Origin of the sequence: Neorhizobium vignae, assembly GCF_000732195.1 — a bacterium.
Classification (GTDB): Bacteria; Pseudomonadota; Alphaproteobacteria; order Rhizobiales; family Rhizobiaceae; genus Neorhizobium; species Neorhizobium vignae.
Genome location: NZ_JNNU01000002.1, coordinates 652,240 through 666,808 on the forward strand (window position 1 = coordinate 652,240; position 14,569 = coordinate 666,808).

Consider the following 14,569-nt stretch of genomic DNA (forward strand, 5'->3'; position numbering starts at 1 on the left):
GCCCACCAACCAAGGAGAGACCCAATGACCACCAACGGACAACGCGTCGCGATCGTCACCGGCGCTTCCAAGGGCATCGGCAGAGCCATTGCGCTCCGCCTCGCTGAGGACGGCATCGCCGTCGTCGTCAACTATGCGACCAGCCGGCCGGCTGCCGACGAGGTGGTTGCACAGATCGAAGCGGGTGGCGGCAAGGCGGTCGCGGTGCAGGCGGATATCGGCAGCCCGACCGCCGCCGCAACCCTGTTCGATGCCGCCGAACAGAACTTCGGCGGTGCGGACATCCTCGTCAACAATGCCGGCGTGATGCGGCTTGCACCGCTCGCCGAGATGGACGACGAGGCCTTCGAAACCCAGCTCGCCATCAATCTGACCGGCACGTTCCGGGGCATCCGCGAAGCAGGCAAGCGCCTGCGCGACGGCGGCCGCATCATCAACTTCTCGTCGAGCGTGGTCGGCGCCTATGGTCCGGCCTATGGCGGTTATGCCGCCACCAAGGCCGCCGTCGAAGCGCTGACCCATGTCGCCTCCAAGGAACTCGGCCGGCGCAAGATCACCGTCAACGCGGTCGCGCCGGGCCCTGTCGAAACCGAGCTGTTCATGACCGGCAAGACCGAGGAACTGGTCCAGAATATCGTCAGGACCATCCCGCTCAGCCGGCTCGGGCAACCGCAGGACATCGCCTCCGTCGTCTCCTTCCTCGCCGGCCCGGACGGCGGCTGGGTCAACGGCCAGGTGCTGCGGGCCAATGGCGGCATGATCTGAACCACCTGAACCAAAGGACAGAACAATGCCATTCGTGAACATCAAGACGCCGGAAGCGGCCCTCAGCAAGGCGCAGAAGCGGGAGATCGTCCACCGTATCACCGAGATGCTGGTCGAATACATGAGCGAGGCCGCGCGGCCTCACACCATGGTGCTGATCGAGGAGGTCAAGGACGGCGGATACGGCCGCGCTGACGAGATTTTCGTGATCCCGGATGCCTATCGCGCCAAGGATAGCGACTGAAATATTGGACGCTCACGCTCTCGCCTGGTCCTTCCACCGGGCGGGTGTGACCGGGGCGAATGCTTGTCGTCAACGGCGACACTGCCGCTCTGCATGCCTTGAACTGAAAAAACAAGGCCGGCGCCACCTGGCTGGCGCCGGCCCCGCCCCCACCGACCTTTTTGCTTTTTTTAGAAGCGGTAGGTGACACCTGCCCCGATCAGCCAGGGATTGATTTTCGCCTTGCCGCTCAGCGGCCCGAGCACGTCGTGATCGGCCTTCCACTTGGTTTCGAGGAAAATCTTCTTGACGTCGAAATTCACGCCCCAGTGCTGGTCGATCATGTAGTCGAAGCCGACCTGCAGGGCCGCGCCGACATTGTTCTCGACGTCGAGATTGTGGAAGCCCGGCTTTTCCGACTGGTTGTAGAAGAGCGAATAATTGACGCCGGCACCGACATAGGGCTTGAACGCGCCGAAATCGGTAAAGTGGTATTGCAGCGTCAGCGTCGGCGGCAGAAGCCAGGCGCGACCGACCGGCACACCGACGGCACCGTCTTCCTTGATATTCGCGAAGGTCGTGCCGAGAATAAGTTCGGCGGCGATATTGTCGGTGAAGAAGTAGCTGATATCGAGCTCGGGGATGACCGAGTCGGAATAGGACAGGTCCGAACCCGGCACGCCGTCGACCGAGCCGCGGTTCTCAGTGATGACGCCCAAGCCGCGCACGCGGATTTGCCAGGGGCTCGATGCCGCCGCCGGCTCCTCCGCCGGCGGGGCAACGGAAACGGGCGTCAGATCCGCCGCCGCTGCCCCGAATGCGAAAAAAGCCGCACCCGCGCCCGCGATCCATCTCAGATGCCGTACCCCGTTCGTGTTCATGTTAAGCTCTCCTGCTTGCGTTTTGATCTTGCAGGGAGAGGCTTAGGAGCGATCATCGAGAGTCGGATTGATCAGGATCAACCGCGACCGCCGGATGCGCGGCTGCAGCCCGAAAGGGAGAATTTGTCGCACGAGAAACCCCGCCTCCCCTTCAGGACGTTCCAATCGGAACGCTCCACCGGGGAGACGGGGTTTGGGCAGATCGTCGGGGCGCGAGGCCTTGAGTGCTGAATCCCTTGGGGTCGAAGCTCGACCTTTGTCAGGCCAGCTTGCGCCCGTTGGCGACGATCATGCCAGCGGCACCTTCCAGCCAGCCTGCCTTGAGTTCGAGCGCCAGGAAACGCGAACGCTCGAAGGGGCCGGGCATGACGAGATGCCGGGTTTTGTCGGCGAAGAAGCCGAACCGTTCATAATAGGCCGCATCGCCGACGAGCAGGATCGCGCCGTGGCCACGCTTGTGGGCCTCGGTGATCGCCGCACGCATCAGCGCCGCCCCGATGCCCTTGCCTTCATGAGCCGCGTCGACCGCCAGCGGGCCGAGCAGCAGCGCATCGATGGCCTGGCCTTCGGACGAAATGCCGGCCTCGACGTTCCAGAGACGCACGGTGCCGATCACGTGGCCGGCGCCGTCGCGGGCAACGATGGCGAGCCCTTCGGCCGGCACGCGGTTGCGGCGGATCTTTTCCGACGACTTCCGGCGACGATCCGGGCCCATGGCGCGGTCGAGCAGGGTTTCGCGGGCGACCACGTCGGCCGGAGTCTCGGCGTCGATGGTGAAAGTGGAATTCGGCGCAAACAATGCGCGTACAGAATCAAGAACAGCGGCCATCGTGGCCTCCCGTACCCAATACCGTTATGAGCGGCGATGAAGAGGAATTGTGAATTTGCCGCCCCGGCTGGTTACGGGGCCGGCGGAAGTGATACGTCAGCCAAGCTTAGATGACGTAGGCCTTCAGGGGGTCGAAACCGTTGAAGGCGACGGCCGAGTAGGTCGTCGTATAGGCGCCGGTGCCTTCGATCAGAACCTCGTCACCGATGGTGAGCGTCACCGGCAGCGGATACATGTTCTTCTCGTACATCACGTCGGCGCTGTCGCAGGTCGGGCCGGCGAGAACGCAGGGTTCCATCTCGTCGCCGTCCCGCTCGGTGCGGATCGGGTAACGGATGGCCTCGTCCATGGTTTCGGCCAGACCGCCGAACTTGCCGATGTCGAGGAAGACCCATCGGTGGTTGTCGTTGTCCGACTTCTTCGACACGAGGACGACTTCAGCCTTGATGACGCCCGCATTGCCGACCATGCCGCGACCCGGCTCGATGATCGTCTTCGGCAGGTTGTTGCCGAAATACTTGCGCAGCGAAGCGAAGATCGCCTTGCCGTACTCCTCGGCCTTCGGCACGTCGCGCAGGTACTTGGTCGGAAAACCGCCGCCCATGTTGACCATCTGCAGAACGATGCCCTGCTTTGCGAGCGAACCGAAGACGCGCTTGGCATCGGCAAGAGCCGCATCCCAGGCATCGACTTTGGTCATCTGCGAGCCGACATGGAAGGACACGCCGTAGGACTCAAGGCCCATCTGGTGCGCGTAGACGAGCACGTCGACGGCCATCTGCGGCACGCAGCCGAACTTGCGCGACAGCGGCCATTCGGCGCCTTCGCCATCGGTCAGCACGCGGCAGAATACCTTCGCGCCGGGAGCGGCACGGGAAATCTTTTCGACTTCCTCATGGCTGTCGACGGCATAGAGGCCGACGCCGAGCGCGAAGGCGCGAGCGATGTCGCGTTCCTTCTTGATCGTGTTGCCGAACGAGATACGGTCGGCGGACGCGCCGGCGTCGAGCGCCATCTGGATTTCGGCGACCGAGGCGCAGTCGAAGTTGGAACCCATCGAAGCGAGCAGCTTCAGGATTGCCGGTTCCGGGTTGGCCTTGACCGCGTAATAGATCGCGCTGTCCGGCAGTGCATGACGGAAGGCGTTGAAATTGTCGCGCACGACGTCGAGATCGACAACAAGAAACGGTCCTTCGGGACGCTGGGTCTTGATGAAGTCAAGGATGCGAGCAGTGGTCATGGTCAGTCCCTTCAAATCTCAAAGCTCCGGCTGTGAACCGGAGGACAAAGGACGAATGAGAATGCGCCAGGACCCGATCGGTGGAGACACCGGTTCCTTGACACGCTCAAACGCGCGATAAGTGGATCAGCGTTCTGCCACGAACAATGATCCGGCTTTGTCTGCCATGGATTGGAGGGAGGTCCCTACCGCACTTCCGGCAATGATGGTGTGCCTCTTCAGTAACCCCCGCTGATGGAAAGCAGGGAGAGAACAAAAAGGCCCGCACCGTCGTTGCTTCAGATGTCCTCGCATTTCCCGGATGGCCGGAATAGCGACTGGAGGGGTTAGTTCCAGGTACCTTACCGATGACCTCACCAAATAGAGGGCCGGCGGACACCCACGGGCACGTGCGACTTTGGGCTGACCGGGAGATAAGAATATTCGCGGTCATAATCAAGAGTTTTTTTGCCCGTCGCCGAAAATTCGCATTGCACAATTCCGTGCAAAATCCCAACTAGGATCGACCAGACCAAAAGGGGCGACATTTGGACACTCTAACGCGCATGCGGGCCTTCATCGATGTGGTTGAAGCAGAAGGCTTTTCAGCCGCAGCCCGGCGGACCGGACGGTCGAAGGCCCTGCTCTCGAAATATGTGCGCGAACTGGAGGACGATCTGGGCGCCCTGCTGCTCAATCGCACCACCCGCCAGTTCTCGATGACCGAGGCCGGCCACACCTATTACAGGACCGCCGCCGACATCCTGAAAGAGATCGACAATCTCGCCGACCTGGTGCGCGAGAACAATGCCGATCTGAAGGGACGCCTGCGCGTTTCCGTGCCCCGGACCTTCGTCGACGCCGAGGTCGGCCAGTCGCTGATCGATTTCGCCAAGAGCCACACGGAAGTATCGCTGGAAATCGTCGCCGAGGACCGCTTCGTCGACCTGATCGAGGAAAATTTCGACCTCGCGATCCGCATCACCAAGCTCGAGGATTCGGGCCTTATCGCCAGAAAACTCTCCGACTTCCGGGTCTATACCGTGGCGACCGCCGATTTCGTCGCCAAATACGGCCCGCTCGAACACCCCCAGGATCTGAACCGCGTCCCCTTCATCATCGACACCAATTCCCGCTGGCACAACAATGTGCGGTTCACCGACAAGGACGGCTCGACCATTTCGGTCGCCGTAAGCGGCCCGGTCGAGATCAACAGCCCGCAGGCGACGCTGCGTGCCGCCCGCGCCGGCCTCGGCGTCGCGATCATCCCCGATTTCATCGCCAACGCCTCGATCCAGTCGGGCGAACTGGTGACGCTGTTCGACGACTATATTGCCAAGGACCGCGGCATCTATGCGGTCTATCCGCATCGCCGCTACCTGCCGGCCAAGGTCAGGAGCTTCGTCGACTTCCTCTCCACCTGGTTCCGCCGCCAGCATTGACGAATACGAGGCGCCTACGGCGAATGAGGTAACGCCTCCGCGGCATGTCGGCCTATTGGCCGGCTTGCCCGCGCTTGTTTCCGATCCGCATATTGGGCCGGTGTTCGAAGTGCCTGGGACCGCGGAGGATCGATATCCATGCAGAAAAGCCTGGCAATGTTCGTGTCGGCCCCGGTGATCGAGGCCGGGAGCGGCAAGCTGGTGCTCGACAAGAAGTTCGTCTCGGGCATGGCACTGCATGTGCAGCACTGGTCGGGGCCGGTCACCTGCTTCATCCGGCGCGGTGCGACCGACATACCTTTCGGCGATCGTTACGACATCGGCGAGCTCGATTTCCGGGTGCGCATCCTGGAACCGGAGGAACGGGTATCGGTGGACCATCTCGCCGATTTCGACCTCGCGCTGCTGTCGGGAGATTCCTACCTCGACCTCTTAGCCCCCGAGGCGATCCGGAAAGCCCGAAGCGCCGTGGTCTACTCGATCGAATACACCCACCAGACCCGGCTGCAGATCATCTCGCTCGACGACACGCGCAGCCTGCCGCGTAAAATCTACGGCATGGCCTGGACGGTGATGCAGGAATACAAGCGCAAACGCGCCTTCCGCGCCGCCCGCGGCATCCAGGCGAACGGTTACCCGGCCCACACCGCCTACCGCGACATGGGCGGCAGCCAGCTCCTTTACCTCGACAACCGCATGAAACCGGCGATGTTCGCGACGCCGCAGGAGATGAACGCCCGAAAACGGCATCTCCTGAGCGGCGAGCCGTTACGGCTCATCCATTCCGGGCGGCTCGAACCGATGAAGGGCGCGCAGGACCTCGTTCCGATCGCCAGACTGCTTGGCGAACGGGGCGTCGATTTCACCCTGACGATCTACGGCGAGGGAAGCCTTTCCGGTGCGATCAGCGCCGACATCCACAAGCACTGGCTTCAGGACTGCGTCTTCCTCAAGGATCCGGTCGATTTCGAGCGGGAACTCGTACCCCTGACGCGCAACCAAGCCGATATCTTCCTCAGTTGCCACAGGCAGTCGGATCCCTCCTGCACCTATATCGAGACGATGGGCTGTGGCGTTCCGATCGTCGGTTACGACAACAGGATGTGGTCGGCACTGATGGCCGAGGCGAAAGCCGGCTGGATCGCGCCGCTCGGCGACATCAGGGCGATGGCCGACCGGTTGGCCGCCCTGGACAAGGACCGCGCATCCATTGTGGAGCGGGCCGAAAACGCGCTTCAGTTCGCCCAGGGCTGGGATTTCGAGAGCCAGTTCCGCAAACGCATGGAGCATCTGGAAAATCTCACCCGGCACTAGACCGGGGCTGGACATGAGACCCGTTCGAGTCGAAATTCCGTCTCATTTGCGCTGCACTGCAAGAGCGGACGAACCGGGAGCCACACGGCGAATGCGATATCGAGTCTTGACCATTGCCGCGCTGACGGCTGCCTGTCTTCCACTGCCAGCTGTCGCCCATCCGCATATCTTCGCCGAAGCGCGGCTCGAAGTGGTGGCCGGAACCGACGGCAACGTCGCCGAACTGCACAATGTCTGGCGGTTCGACGAGGTCTTTTCGTCGAGCGTGCTGCTGGATTTCGACAAGAACACCGACCTGAAGCTCGACGCGAAGGAACTTGCGGCGCTCGGCGAGGTGATGCGCAAGTCGCTCGGCGACTACCACTATTTCACGACGATTACCATGAACGGCGCGACCGTCGGGGTGCAGAAGCCGGACGTGATCCACGTCTCGCTCGACGGCAACCAGCTCCTTGTCCTGTTTGCGGTCAAGCCCGAAAAGCCGGTGCCGCTCAAGGGCCGACTGACCTTCGGCATCTACGATCCTTCCATGTACACCTCGATCGACTTCCCGACCGACGGCGACCTGAGCGTCAAGGGCGACGGCTTTTCGCATTGCCAGCACAAGGTGGTGCGCCCCGACCCAGACGAAGTGATCTCGCAGAACAGCAAGTCGCTGACGGACGCGTTCTTCAACGACCCGACCGGCACCGATATGTCGAAGCTTTTCGCCACCCGACTGGAACTGACATGCTGACGATCCGCCGTGCCCTTTCCCCTTCGGCCATGATCCCTGCCCTCCTCGTTGTCGCGGCGGCAAGCACCCTGATGACGGGTTCGGCGCATGCGCAATCACCGCTCGGCGTCGGTTCGGCCGAACCCTCGTTCTCGATCGGCGGGCCGCTCGGCCCGTTCTTCGCCTGGATCAATTTTTACCAGCAATCCTTCTACCGGGCGCTGACCGGCTCGCTGAAGGCGATGCGCGAGGATCCCTGGGCCTTGTCCGGCCTGATCGGGCTGTCGTTCGCCTATGGCGTCTTCCATGCCGCCGGCCCCGGCCACGGCAAGGCGGTGATCTCCTCCTACATGATCGCCAACGAGGTCGAACTCCGGCGCGGCGTCGTCATCTCCTTCATCTCCGCGCTGCTGCAGGGGGTGGTCGCAGTCCTGCTGGTCGGTGCGGCCTATCTGGTGCTGCGCGGTTCGGGCATCACCATGACGGCGGCGACCCAGGCGATGGAGATCGCCAGCTTCGCCATGGTCGCCCTGTTCGGCGCCTGGCTGCTGGTGAAGAAGATCCGGGCGCTTCGGATGCGTGTCGTCAGCATGCCCATGGCAGCCCCCGCCGGGAATGGGCGCGGCGCCACCGGGCTCAATTTCCAGGCAGTCGAGATCGACGACCACGACTACAGGGGAACCGGCGATTACTGCGAGACCTGCGGCGTCAGCCACATGCCCGATCCCGCCCTTCTGAAGTCCAGGGATTTCAGCCTGCCCGAGGCCTGGTCGGCGATCGTTGCGGTCGGCCTGCGCCCCTGCTCCGGCGCCATCCTGGTGATGAGCTTCGCGCTTTTGAACAGCCTCTATCTCGGCGGCGTGCTCTCGGTTCTCGCCATGTCGATCGGAACGGCAATCACCGTCACCATCCTCGCCACGCTCGCCGTCACCGCCAAGGACCTCGCCGTCCGCTTTGCCGGCCCCGGCTCGCGCACTGGGCGGCGTGTCACCCATGCGATCGAGATCGGCGGTGCCTTGTTCGTGCTGCTGGTCGGCCTGTCGCTGCTCGGCGCCGCCCTGCAGGCCTGACGCCGCCACCTCTCCGACGCGAATCCGCGGTGCGGACCCTTTAGCGACCGCGATTACGCTGGTAGCGTGCCCGCAGCCAGAAGATCGCGAAGAAACCGAGCAGCAGTATCGAGCCGACGACGACGGCCAGCACCGGGGAAAACTGGGCGATCCACATGACGACCGTCGGCAGGAAATAGATCACCAATCCGATGCCTGCGAGGATCACCGCCGCGGCGATTGCCTGCGATTTTACCTCGGGCGTCATGCGCTTGCTCCTTTTGCGAGTTGCGCGCGGATATCTTCCAGCCGCCGCTTCTGGGTGCCGTCCGCCTCGAAATTCTCGGGCGAAAGCCATGCTTCGAAAGCGGCTTTCAGGAGCGGCCACTCCCCATCGATCATCGAAAACCAGGCGGTGTCGCGATTGGCGCCCTTGGAGATGACGTGCTGGCGGAACACGCCTTCAAAGGTGAAGCCGTAGCGACGGGCGGATGCCTTGCTCGGCTCGTTCTCGTTATGGCATTTCCATTCGTAGCGGCGATAATCGAGCCCTTCGAACACGTGCCTGGCCATCAGGTAGTGCACTTCGGTCGATAGCGGCGAACGCTTCATGTCGGCGCCGTGCGCGACGGAGCCGACCTCTATGACGCCGTTCTTCGGGTCCGGCCGCATGTAGCTTGCCATACCGACCACCTTGCCGGTGGCGTTGTCGCGCGAGACGAGCGTTACGAAATTCGAATGGACGCGGGCGTTTTCCAGCCAGTCCCCGAAGGCACCGACATCGGCAAAATCATCGTTGGGGAAATATTTGAGAAGCGGATTGATGCCCTCGGCGCCGCCGAGCCCGTCCCACAGCGCCTGGAGGTGGGTGTCCCTGTCATAGGGTTCGAGCGTCACGAACCGGCCCTTGAGGGTGACAGGAGCCGGGGCGGCAACTTTGTAGTTCTTCAGATCGCGCATATCAGCCTCTTGCATCGTGGCTGAGGCTTAGGCCAGCAACGGGGGAAAGGCAACCGGTGGGCAAGGCCCTGCCCACCGGCTAGGTTACAAGAGATCGCGAAGACGCGCGAAGGCAGATTGAAGACTATGACTTCGTCGTCAAGGTCGCCCATCCGGATATTCCGCCGGCCCCTTGATCTCGATCTTATTGCCGAACGGATCATGAATATAAAACGAATGCCCCATGCCTCGAGCCCCGCCGTGGAAAGCCTCCTGAGAGATTTCGACACCGTGGCTTTGCAAATGCAGGCGCAGTTCGTCGTGATCGAAGGGGCTGGTGGCGATGCAGATGTGATCCACGTTGCGGCCACCGGCGACCGGCGGAGAAGCCTTTTTCCCGCCCGGATGCGTTATGTCCCATAAAACGATCAGCGACGACCCGCACCAGACCTGTTCCATCCCGAGGGCCGGGTACGAATAACCCGGCCGGCAGCCCAGGACGGCGCAATAGAAATCCAGCGCGCGCTCCATGTCGTCGATCAGAAGGACGACATGATCGATGCCGACAGGAGAAAAAGGCATTGCCACGACGGGCCGCCTTACGCCGTGACCTTGGCCGCGGATACCGTCGCGTCGATATGGGCGATCAGCGCATCATCCAATCCGAGGCGGCCGGCGAGCAGATCGAGATAACCGCGTTCGGCGCGGGTGTCCGGATCGATGGTCAGCCGCGAGGCGGCGTAGATCTCGACCTTCTGCTCTTCAGTGCGGGCAGCGGCCACGAGGTCGTCGATATCGACCGGATTGGCGAGTTCGTTCTCGATGAAGGCTTCGGCCTCGGCGCCGAGATCGACCGCATGCACCTTGTCCATGATGTTGGCGCGCTCGCCGGCATCGATATGCCCGTCGGCCTTGGCGGCGGCGATCATCGCACGCACCAGCGTCAGCGCGAAATCGTTGGTGAGGGCAGGAGACTGCGGATGGAAGGGCGAATCGGCCGGCGGCGAAAGCAGCGGCTTGTCGGCCTGAGGCGCGGGCTGAGGTACGGCTTCGGGAGACTTGCCGGACTGATAGTTCTTGTAGGCGAGATAACCGAGGCCGGCGATCGCCGCGATGCCGCCGACGGCGGCAACATTGCCGGCGATGTTGCGGCCGGTCTTGGTGCCGAGGACGGCCGCGAGGATCGCGCCGGTGGCGAGCGGATTGCTCTTGGCCAGCTGGGTCGCTTGCCCTGCCCGGTCTCTCACGCTTCCCCCCGACATGCCCGGAATCTGTGACCCCAGAAATTGGTCGAGAAGTTTCTTCGCGTCGAACATCGCACATCTCCCTGTTGTGTTTCCGGGGAAAGATAGGGATGCGATTGTGAAATTACAAAGACGGGTTGCGGGGTTTTACGCCTTCAGCGCCGCCGCTTCCGACGCGAGCTTGGTAATGCCGGCCCAGTCGCCTGCCGAGACCAGCTCTTTCGGCGCAACCCAGGAACCGCCGACGCAGATGACGTTCGGCAGCGACAGGTAGTCGTTGGCGTTCTTCAGCGAAATGCCGCCGGTCGGGCAGAACAGCGTGCCGGCGAGCGGCGACGACAGTGCCTTCAGGTAGGCGGCACCGCCGGCCTGTTCGGCGGGGAAAAATTTCAGCACCGCGTAGCCGGCCTCGCGCAGCGTCATCACTTCGCTGGCGGTCGCAGCACCCGGCAGAAGCGGCACGGCAGAGTCCTTGGCGGCCGAAAGCACGCCGGGGGTCACGCCGGGCGAGACGATGAAGGTCGAGCCTGCCTTGACGGCCGCTTCGTAGTCGCGGGCGTTGAGGATGGTGCCTGCGCCGACATTGGCGCCTTCAACTTCGGCGGCCACCGCCTTGACCGCATCGAGTGCGGCCGGCGTGCGCATGGTGATCTCGATCGCCCTCAGGCCGCCGGCGACCAGCGCCCGCGCCAGACCCACCGCCGACTTGGCATCGTCGACGATCAGCACCGGCACCACCGGCTGCAGTTTCAGGATGGAAAGCAGCTTTTCCGTCTTGCCGGTCATGGGTCAGGTCTCCGCTAAAACGATTGAAACTTTGAGGTCGAGATACCTCTCAAGCCCGTCATTGTCGAGAAAAAACAGGCCTTCGCCGTCGAACGGGTTTGCGGAAAGCGGAGTTTGCACTAGGGTTGCAACAATTGTTGAAGTTCCCGAGGCGGCGGGCAAGGCATGGCCAAGGAAATCGAACGGAAATTTCTGGTGAAGAGCGACGGCTGGCGCTCGGAGATCTCGTCATCCTCCGATTTCCTGCAGGCCTATGTCGCATCCGGCGACGACCGTTCGGTGCGGGTGCGGATCATGGACGGCAAGCGCGCCAAGCTGACCATCAAGATCGGTCGGGAACTGCTTGCCCGCGACGAATTCGAATACGAGATTCCGCTTGGCGACGCCGAGGAGATGGCAAACGCCGCCGTGGGCGTGGTGCTCCAAAAGACCCGCCACGAGGTCCGTCACGAGGGCTATACCTGGGAGGTGGATGTCTATGACGGAGCCTACAAGGGACTGGTCGTCGCAGAGGTCGAGGTGGAGGACGAGGGTGCCCTGCCCGACATTCCGGACTGGATCGGCGAGGAGATCACCGGCGACCGGCGGTATTCCAACATGGTGATGGCGACCGAAGATTTGAGCGGAGAATTGTGTCATGGCGTACCGTCTGCGGCCCGCTAAATCCTTTACCGACGAATTCCGCTCGGTTGCGGAAAGCCAGCTTTCCCACGCGATCCGGCTGCTGGAAGACCAGCCGGACGGGCCGCACGAAGCAGTGCACGACGCGCGAAAACGCTTCAAGCGGGTACGCGCCCTCTACCGGCTGATCCAGCCGGACGCAAAAATGTTCCGCCGGCATGAAAACGCCCGTATCCGCGACATGGCGCAGACGCTGTCGGCCGTGCGCGACGCCACCGCGCTGGTCGAGACGGTCGACTATCTCGCCGGCCATGCAGGTTCTCCCGAAGAGCTTGCCGCCCTCACCGCGGCCTCCAAGGCGCTGACCGAACGTCGTGACCGGATCGCTTCGGAGGAACACGACCTGCCGGCCAAGATGGCGGCCGCCGCCGACACCTGCCGTGCGGCGATCGCGGCCCTCGACGACCTCGATCTCGACGACGATCCGCACAAGACGGCCAAACGGCTCGCCAGGGCCTGGAAGGACCAGCGCGAGAAGGCGCTCGGCGCATTCGCCGGCTGCGAGGAACACGGCGATGCGGAGACCTATCACGAGCTGCGCAAATGCGGCCAGACCTACTGGATGCACCTGTCGCTGCTCGGCGGGATCTGGCCCTCCGCCATGCTCGCCAAGCAGCAGCAGGCCAAGGCCCTGGTCGATCTGCTCGGCCACGAACACGATCTTTCGGTGCTGACCGGCCTCGTGAACGAAAACCCGGAACTGTTCGGCGACAGCGACACGCTGGCCCGGGTGCTCGGCGCCATCATCACCCGCCGGCAGGCGCTGCGGCACGAGGCGCTGCAAGCGGCCCATGAGGTGTTCGCCGACAGCGCCGAGACGGAAAGCGGCCTGATCGCGCTGCTATGGGAAAAGGCGGCCACCGCGCCGCGCAAGGAGCGCCGTGCGGCAAAGCTGCACAGGGCTGTAGCGACGCACGAGAAAGAAACCGCGTTGCGCGGATAGTCCGGAAACTGTATTTCAGCGCCATGACCGAAAACATCATTCAAACCCGCTCGGAAGCGACGGGCGCCTGGCTCGTTGCCGCGCTCTATCATTTCGCGCGTTTCGACCGCTATGACAGTTTCCGCGAGCCGCTGCAGGCGTTCTGCGACGAGAACGGCATCAAGGGCACGCTGCTGATCGCCCGCGAGGGGATCAACGGCACGGTTGCCGGCTCCGACGCGGCGATATCAGGCCTTCTCGCCTATCTGCGGGCCCAGCCGGAATTCGCAGGCCTCGAGCACAAGGAAAGCCGCGCGTCGAAGATGCCCTTCCTGCGCATGAAGGTGCGGCCGAAGAAGGAAATCGTCACCATGGGCGTCGAGGATATCGACCCCAAGCGCATCGTCGGCACCTATGTCGAGCCGAAGGACTGGAACGCGCTGATTTCCGATCCGGAAACGATCGTCATAGATACCCGCAACGACTACGAAACGGCGATCGGCATCTTCAAGGGCGCGGTCGATCCGCAGACCAAGACGTTTCGCGAGTTTCCCGACTGGGTGAAGAACAATCCCGGCCTCCACAACAAGCCGAAGATCGCCATGTACTGCACCGGCGGCATCCGTTGCGAGAAGGCCACCGCCTTCATGAAGGAACAGGGCTTTGACGAGGTTTTCCACCTGAAGGGCGGCATCCTCAAATATCTGGAGGAAGTGCCCGCAGAGGAAAGCCTCTGGGAAGGCGCCTGCTTCGTCTTCGACGAGCGGGTCTCCGTGGAGCACGGGCTGAAGGAGGGCAACCACAAGCTCTGCCACGCCTGCCGCAGCCCGATCACCGCGGAAGAGGTGACGTCGCCCCATTACGAGGAAGGCGTCTCCTGCTCCCACTGCTACCCGACCCGCACCGAGGAAGACCGCGATCGCTACCGCCAGCGGCAGCTCCAGATCGCGCTCGCCAAAAAGCGCGGCGTGAGGCATATCGGCGGCTAAGGCTTGCCCGCGCCAGCCGGCTGGCGCGAGCGGAACGTTGCTGTTTCAGGCCGCCTGCGGCACGCGGGCGATCACCTTGATTTCGAAATCGAAACCGGCGAGCCAGGTGACGCCGACCGCTGTCCAGTTCGGATAGGGTGCCCCGCCGATCGCCTTTTGCCGTACGGCCATGACGGTTTCCAGCTGGGCCTGCGGGTCGGTATGGAAGGTCGTGACGTCAACAATGTCCTGAAACGTGCAGCCGGCCGCCTTCAGGACGGCCGTCAGGTTGTCGAACGCCAGTTGCACCTGGCGCTCGAAGTCGGGTTCCGGTGAACCGTCTACCCGGCTGCCGACCTGGCCGGAAACGAATAGAAGGTCTCCAGAGCGGATGGCCGCCGAATAGCGGTGCTCCTCGTAGAGTGCATGCCGACCGGCAGGGAAGATCGCCTCGCGTGTGCTCATTGTTTCATTCCTTTATTGGAGGCCGGTTTCCGTAGCGCGACGCCACCGGGGATGGTGCACACGGCTTGAGCTGGATGTCCGGCCTTGGCTTCGTCATACGGACGCTTACATACGCCGCGTATGCGCC

Annotated in this window: 18 protein-coding genes; 9 read left to right on the forward strand and 9 right to left on the reverse strand. The window is 63.0% G+C overall.

What is annotated here, in order from left to right:
* Positions 1 to 24: 24 nt before the first annotated feature.
* A complete protein-coding gene (locus GQ59_RS03320) occupies positions 25 to 765 on the forward strand; it encodes an SDR family oxidoreductase (RefSeq protein WP_037077320.1) in 741 nt (246 codons plus the stop codon).
* Positions 766 to 790: 25 nt separating this feature from the next.
* Complete coding sequence (locus GQ59_RS03325) at positions 791 to 1,009, forward strand: tautomerase family protein (RefSeq protein ID WP_037077323.1); 219 nt, start codon at positions 791 to 793, stop codon at positions 1,007 to 1,009.
* A 170-nt stretch (positions 1,010 to 1,179) separates the two neighbouring features.
* On the opposite strand, the gene GQ59_RS03330 is transcribed toward GQ59_RS03325, so the two are convergent.
* From GQ59_RS03330 to odc2, 3 genes are all read right to left on the reverse strand, one after another.
* Entirely contained in the window at positions 1,180 to 1,869 is a 690-nt protein-coding gene (locus GQ59_RS03330) for an OmpW/AlkL family protein (protein ID WP_037077325.1), read from the reverse strand.
* 259 nt (positions 1,870 to 2,128) lie between these two features.
* Positions 2,129 to 2,698, reverse strand: coding sequence for a GNAT family N-acetyltransferase (locus GQ59_RS03335; RefSeq protein ID WP_037077327.1), 570 nt, complete (start codon positions 2,696 to 2,698; stop codon positions 2,129 to 2,131).
* 106 nt (positions 2,699 to 2,804) lie between these two features.
* On the reverse strand, positions 2,805 to 3,938 hold the full coding sequence (gene odc2, locus GQ59_RS03340; RefSeq protein WP_037078156.1) for an ornithine/lysine decarboxylase: 1,134 nt from the start codon (positions 3,936 to 3,938) through the stop codon (positions 2,805 to 2,807).
* 527 nt (positions 3,939 to 4,465) lie between these two features.
* Between odc2 and GQ59_RS03345 the strand changes: the two genes are divergently transcribed.
* From GQ59_RS03345 to GQ59_RS03360, 4 genes are all read left to right on the forward strand, one after another.
* A complete protein-coding gene (locus GQ59_RS03345) occupies positions 4,466 to 5,359 on the forward strand; it encodes a LysR family transcriptional regulator (RefSeq protein WP_037077328.1) in 894 nt (297 codons plus the stop codon).
* Positions 5,360 to 5,497: 138 nt separating this feature from the next.
* The gene (locus GQ59_RS03350) at positions 5,498 to 6,673 is read left to right on the forward strand and encodes a glycosyltransferase (protein ID WP_051903752.1); all 1,176 of its coding nucleotides are present in this window, start codon (positions 5,498 to 5,500) and stop codon (positions 6,671 to 6,673) included.
* Positions 6,674 to 6,764: 91 nt separating this feature from the next.
* Entirely contained in the window at positions 6,765 to 7,409 is a 645-nt protein-coding gene (locus GQ59_RS03355; RefSeq protein WP_037077329.1) for a DUF1007 family protein, read from the forward strand.
* A complete protein-coding gene (locus GQ59_RS03360; protein ID WP_037077331.1) occupies positions 7,403 to 8,458 on the forward strand; it encodes a nickel/cobalt transporter in 1,056 nt (351 codons plus the stop codon). Before GQ59_RS03355 ends, GQ59_RS03360 begins: the two co-directional genes overlap by 7 nt.
* Positions 8,459 to 8,498: 40 nt before the next feature.
* On the opposite strand, the gene GQ59_RS03365 is transcribed toward GQ59_RS03360, so the two are convergent.
* From GQ59_RS03365 to GQ59_RS03385, 5 genes are all read right to left on the reverse strand, one after another.
* Positions 8,499 to 8,705 carry a hypothetical protein gene (locus GQ59_RS03365; RefSeq protein ID WP_037077333.1) on the reverse strand — a complete coding sequence of 69 codons (207 nt, stop codon included), beginning with the start codon at positions 8,703 to 8,705 and terminating at the stop codon, positions 8,499 to 8,501.
* Positions 8,702 to 9,397, reverse strand: a complete 696-nt coding sequence (locus tag GQ59_RS03370; protein ID WP_037077336.1) for a GNAT family N-acetyltransferase — start codon at positions 9,395 to 9,397, stop codon at positions 8,702 to 8,704. The genes GQ59_RS03365 and GQ59_RS03370 overlap by 4 nt, the downstream gene beginning before the upstream one ends.
* A 138-nt stretch (positions 9,398 to 9,535) precedes the next feature.
* Complete coding sequence (locus GQ59_RS03375) at positions 9,536 to 9,958, reverse strand: VOC family protein (protein ID WP_037077338.1); 423 nt, start codon at positions 9,956 to 9,958, stop codon at positions 9,536 to 9,538.
* Positions 9,959 to 9,975: 17 nt separating this feature from the next.
* Complete coding sequence (locus tag GQ59_RS03380; protein ID WP_037077340.1) at positions 9,976 to 10,692, reverse strand: tellurite resistance TerB family protein; 717 nt, start codon at positions 10,690 to 10,692, stop codon at positions 9,976 to 9,978.
* Between the two features lie 75 nt (positions 10,693 to 10,767).
* Positions 10,768 to 11,406, reverse strand: a complete 639-nt coding sequence (locus GQ59_RS03385) for a 2-dehydro-3-deoxy-phosphogluconate aldolase (protein ID WP_037077343.1) — start codon at positions 11,404 to 11,406, stop codon at positions 10,768 to 10,770.
* Between the two features lie 165 nt (positions 11,407 to 11,571).
* Between GQ59_RS03385 and GQ59_RS03390 the strand changes: the two genes are divergently transcribed.
* From GQ59_RS03390 to trhO, 3 genes are read left to right on the forward strand one after another with little or no spacing between them, the layout of a single operon-like run.
* Complete coding sequence (locus GQ59_RS03390; RefSeq protein WP_037077346.1) at positions 11,572 to 12,069, forward strand: CYTH domain-containing protein; 498 nt, start codon at positions 11,572 to 11,574, stop codon at positions 12,067 to 12,069.
* Complete coding sequence (locus GQ59_RS03395) at positions 12,044 to 13,030, forward strand: CHAD domain-containing protein (protein ID WP_037077348.1); 987 nt, start codon at positions 12,044 to 12,046, stop codon at positions 13,028 to 13,030. The genes GQ59_RS03390 and GQ59_RS03395 overlap by 26 nt, the downstream gene beginning before the upstream one ends.
* A 23-nt stretch (positions 13,031 to 13,053) precedes the next feature.
* The gene (gene trhO, locus GQ59_RS03400) at positions 13,054 to 13,998 is read left to right on the forward strand and encodes an oxygen-dependent tRNA uridine(34) hydroxylase TrhO (RefSeq protein WP_037077351.1); all 945 of its coding nucleotides are present in this window, start codon (positions 13,054 to 13,056) and stop codon (positions 13,996 to 13,998) included.
* 45 nt (positions 13,999 to 14,043) lie between these two features.
* Here the strand turns inward: trhO and GQ59_RS03405 are convergent, their stop codons facing one another.
* Positions 14,044 to 14,442: a RidA family protein gene (locus GQ59_RS03405; RefSeq protein WP_037077353.1), complete on the reverse strand. Its 399-nt coding sequence runs from the start codon at positions 14,440 to 14,442 to the stop codon at positions 14,044 to 14,046.
* Between the last annotated feature and the right edge of the window lie 127 nt (positions 14,443 to 14,569).

What these genes read in the sequence shown, in the direction of transcription:
- GQ59_RS03330 (WP_037077325.1), bottom strand. Translation starts at nt 1,869, where the DNA reads ATGAACACGAACGGGGTACGGCATCTGAGATGGATCGCGGGCGCGGGT.
- GQ59_RS03405 (WP_037077353.1), bottom strand. Translation starts at nt 14,442, where the DNA reads ATGAGCACACGCGAGGCGATCTTCCCTGCCGGTCGGCATGCACTCTAC.
- GQ59_RS03370 (WP_037077336.1), bottom strand. Translation starts at nt 9,397, where the DNA reads ATGCGCGATCTGAAGAACTACAAAGTTGCCGCCCCGGCTCCTGTCACC.
- GQ59_RS03390 (WP_037077346.1), top strand. Translation starts at nt 11,572, where the DNA reads ATGGCCAAGGAAATCGAACGGAAATTTCTGGTGAAGAGCGACGGCTGG.
- GQ59_RS03350 (WP_051903752.1), top strand. Translation starts at nt 5,498, where the DNA reads ATGCAGAAAAGCCTGGCAATGTTCGTGTCGGCCCCGGTGATCGAGGCC.
- GQ59_RS03325 (WP_037077323.1), top strand. Translation starts at nt 791, where the DNA reads ATGCCATTCGTGAACATCAAGACGCCGGAAGCGGCCCTCAGCAAGGCG.
- GQ59_RS03385 (WP_037077343.1), bottom strand. Translation starts at nt 11,406, where the DNA reads ATGACCGGCAAGACGGAAAAGCTGCTTTCCATCCTGAAACTGCAGCCG.
- odc2 (WP_037078156.1), bottom strand. Translation starts at nt 3,938, where the DNA reads ATGACCACTGCTCGCATCCTTGACTTCATCAAGACCCAGCGTCCCGAA.
- trhO (WP_037077351.1), top strand. Translation starts at nt 13,054, where the DNA reads ATGACCGAAAACATCATTCAAACCCGCTCGGAAGCGACGGGCGCCTGG.
- GQ59_RS03380 (WP_037077340.1), bottom strand. Translation starts at nt 10,692, where the DNA reads ATGTTCGACGCGAAGAAACTTCTCGACCAATTTCTGGGGTCACAGATT.
- GQ59_RS03395 (WP_037077348.1), top strand. Translation starts at nt 12,044, where the DNA reads ATGGCGTACCGTCTGCGGCCCGCTAAATCCTTTACCGACGAATTCCGC.
- GQ59_RS03320 (WP_037077320.1), top strand. Translation starts at nt 25, where the DNA reads ATGACCACCAACGGACAACGCGTCGCGATCGTCACCGGCGCTTCCAAG.
- GQ59_RS03360 (WP_037077331.1), top strand. Translation starts at nt 7,403, where the DNA reads ATGCTGACGATCCGCCGTGCCCTTTCCCCTTCGGCCATGATCCCTGCC.
- GQ59_RS03375 (WP_037077338.1), bottom strand. Translation starts at nt 9,958, where the DNA reads ATGCCTTTTTCTCCTGTCGGCATCGATCATGTCGTCCTTCTGATCGAC.
- GQ59_RS03355 (WP_037077329.1), top strand. Translation starts at nt 6,765, where the DNA reads ATGCGATATCGAGTCTTGACCATTGCCGCGCTGACGGCTGCCTGTCTT.
- GQ59_RS03335 (WP_037077327.1), bottom strand. Translation starts at nt 2,698, where the DNA reads ATGGCCGCTGTTCTTGATTCTGTACGCGCATTGTTTGCGCCGAATTCC.
- GQ59_RS03365 (WP_037077333.1), bottom strand. Translation starts at nt 8,705, where the DNA reads ATGACGCCCGAGGTAAAATCGCAGGCAATCGCCGCGGCGGTGATCCTC.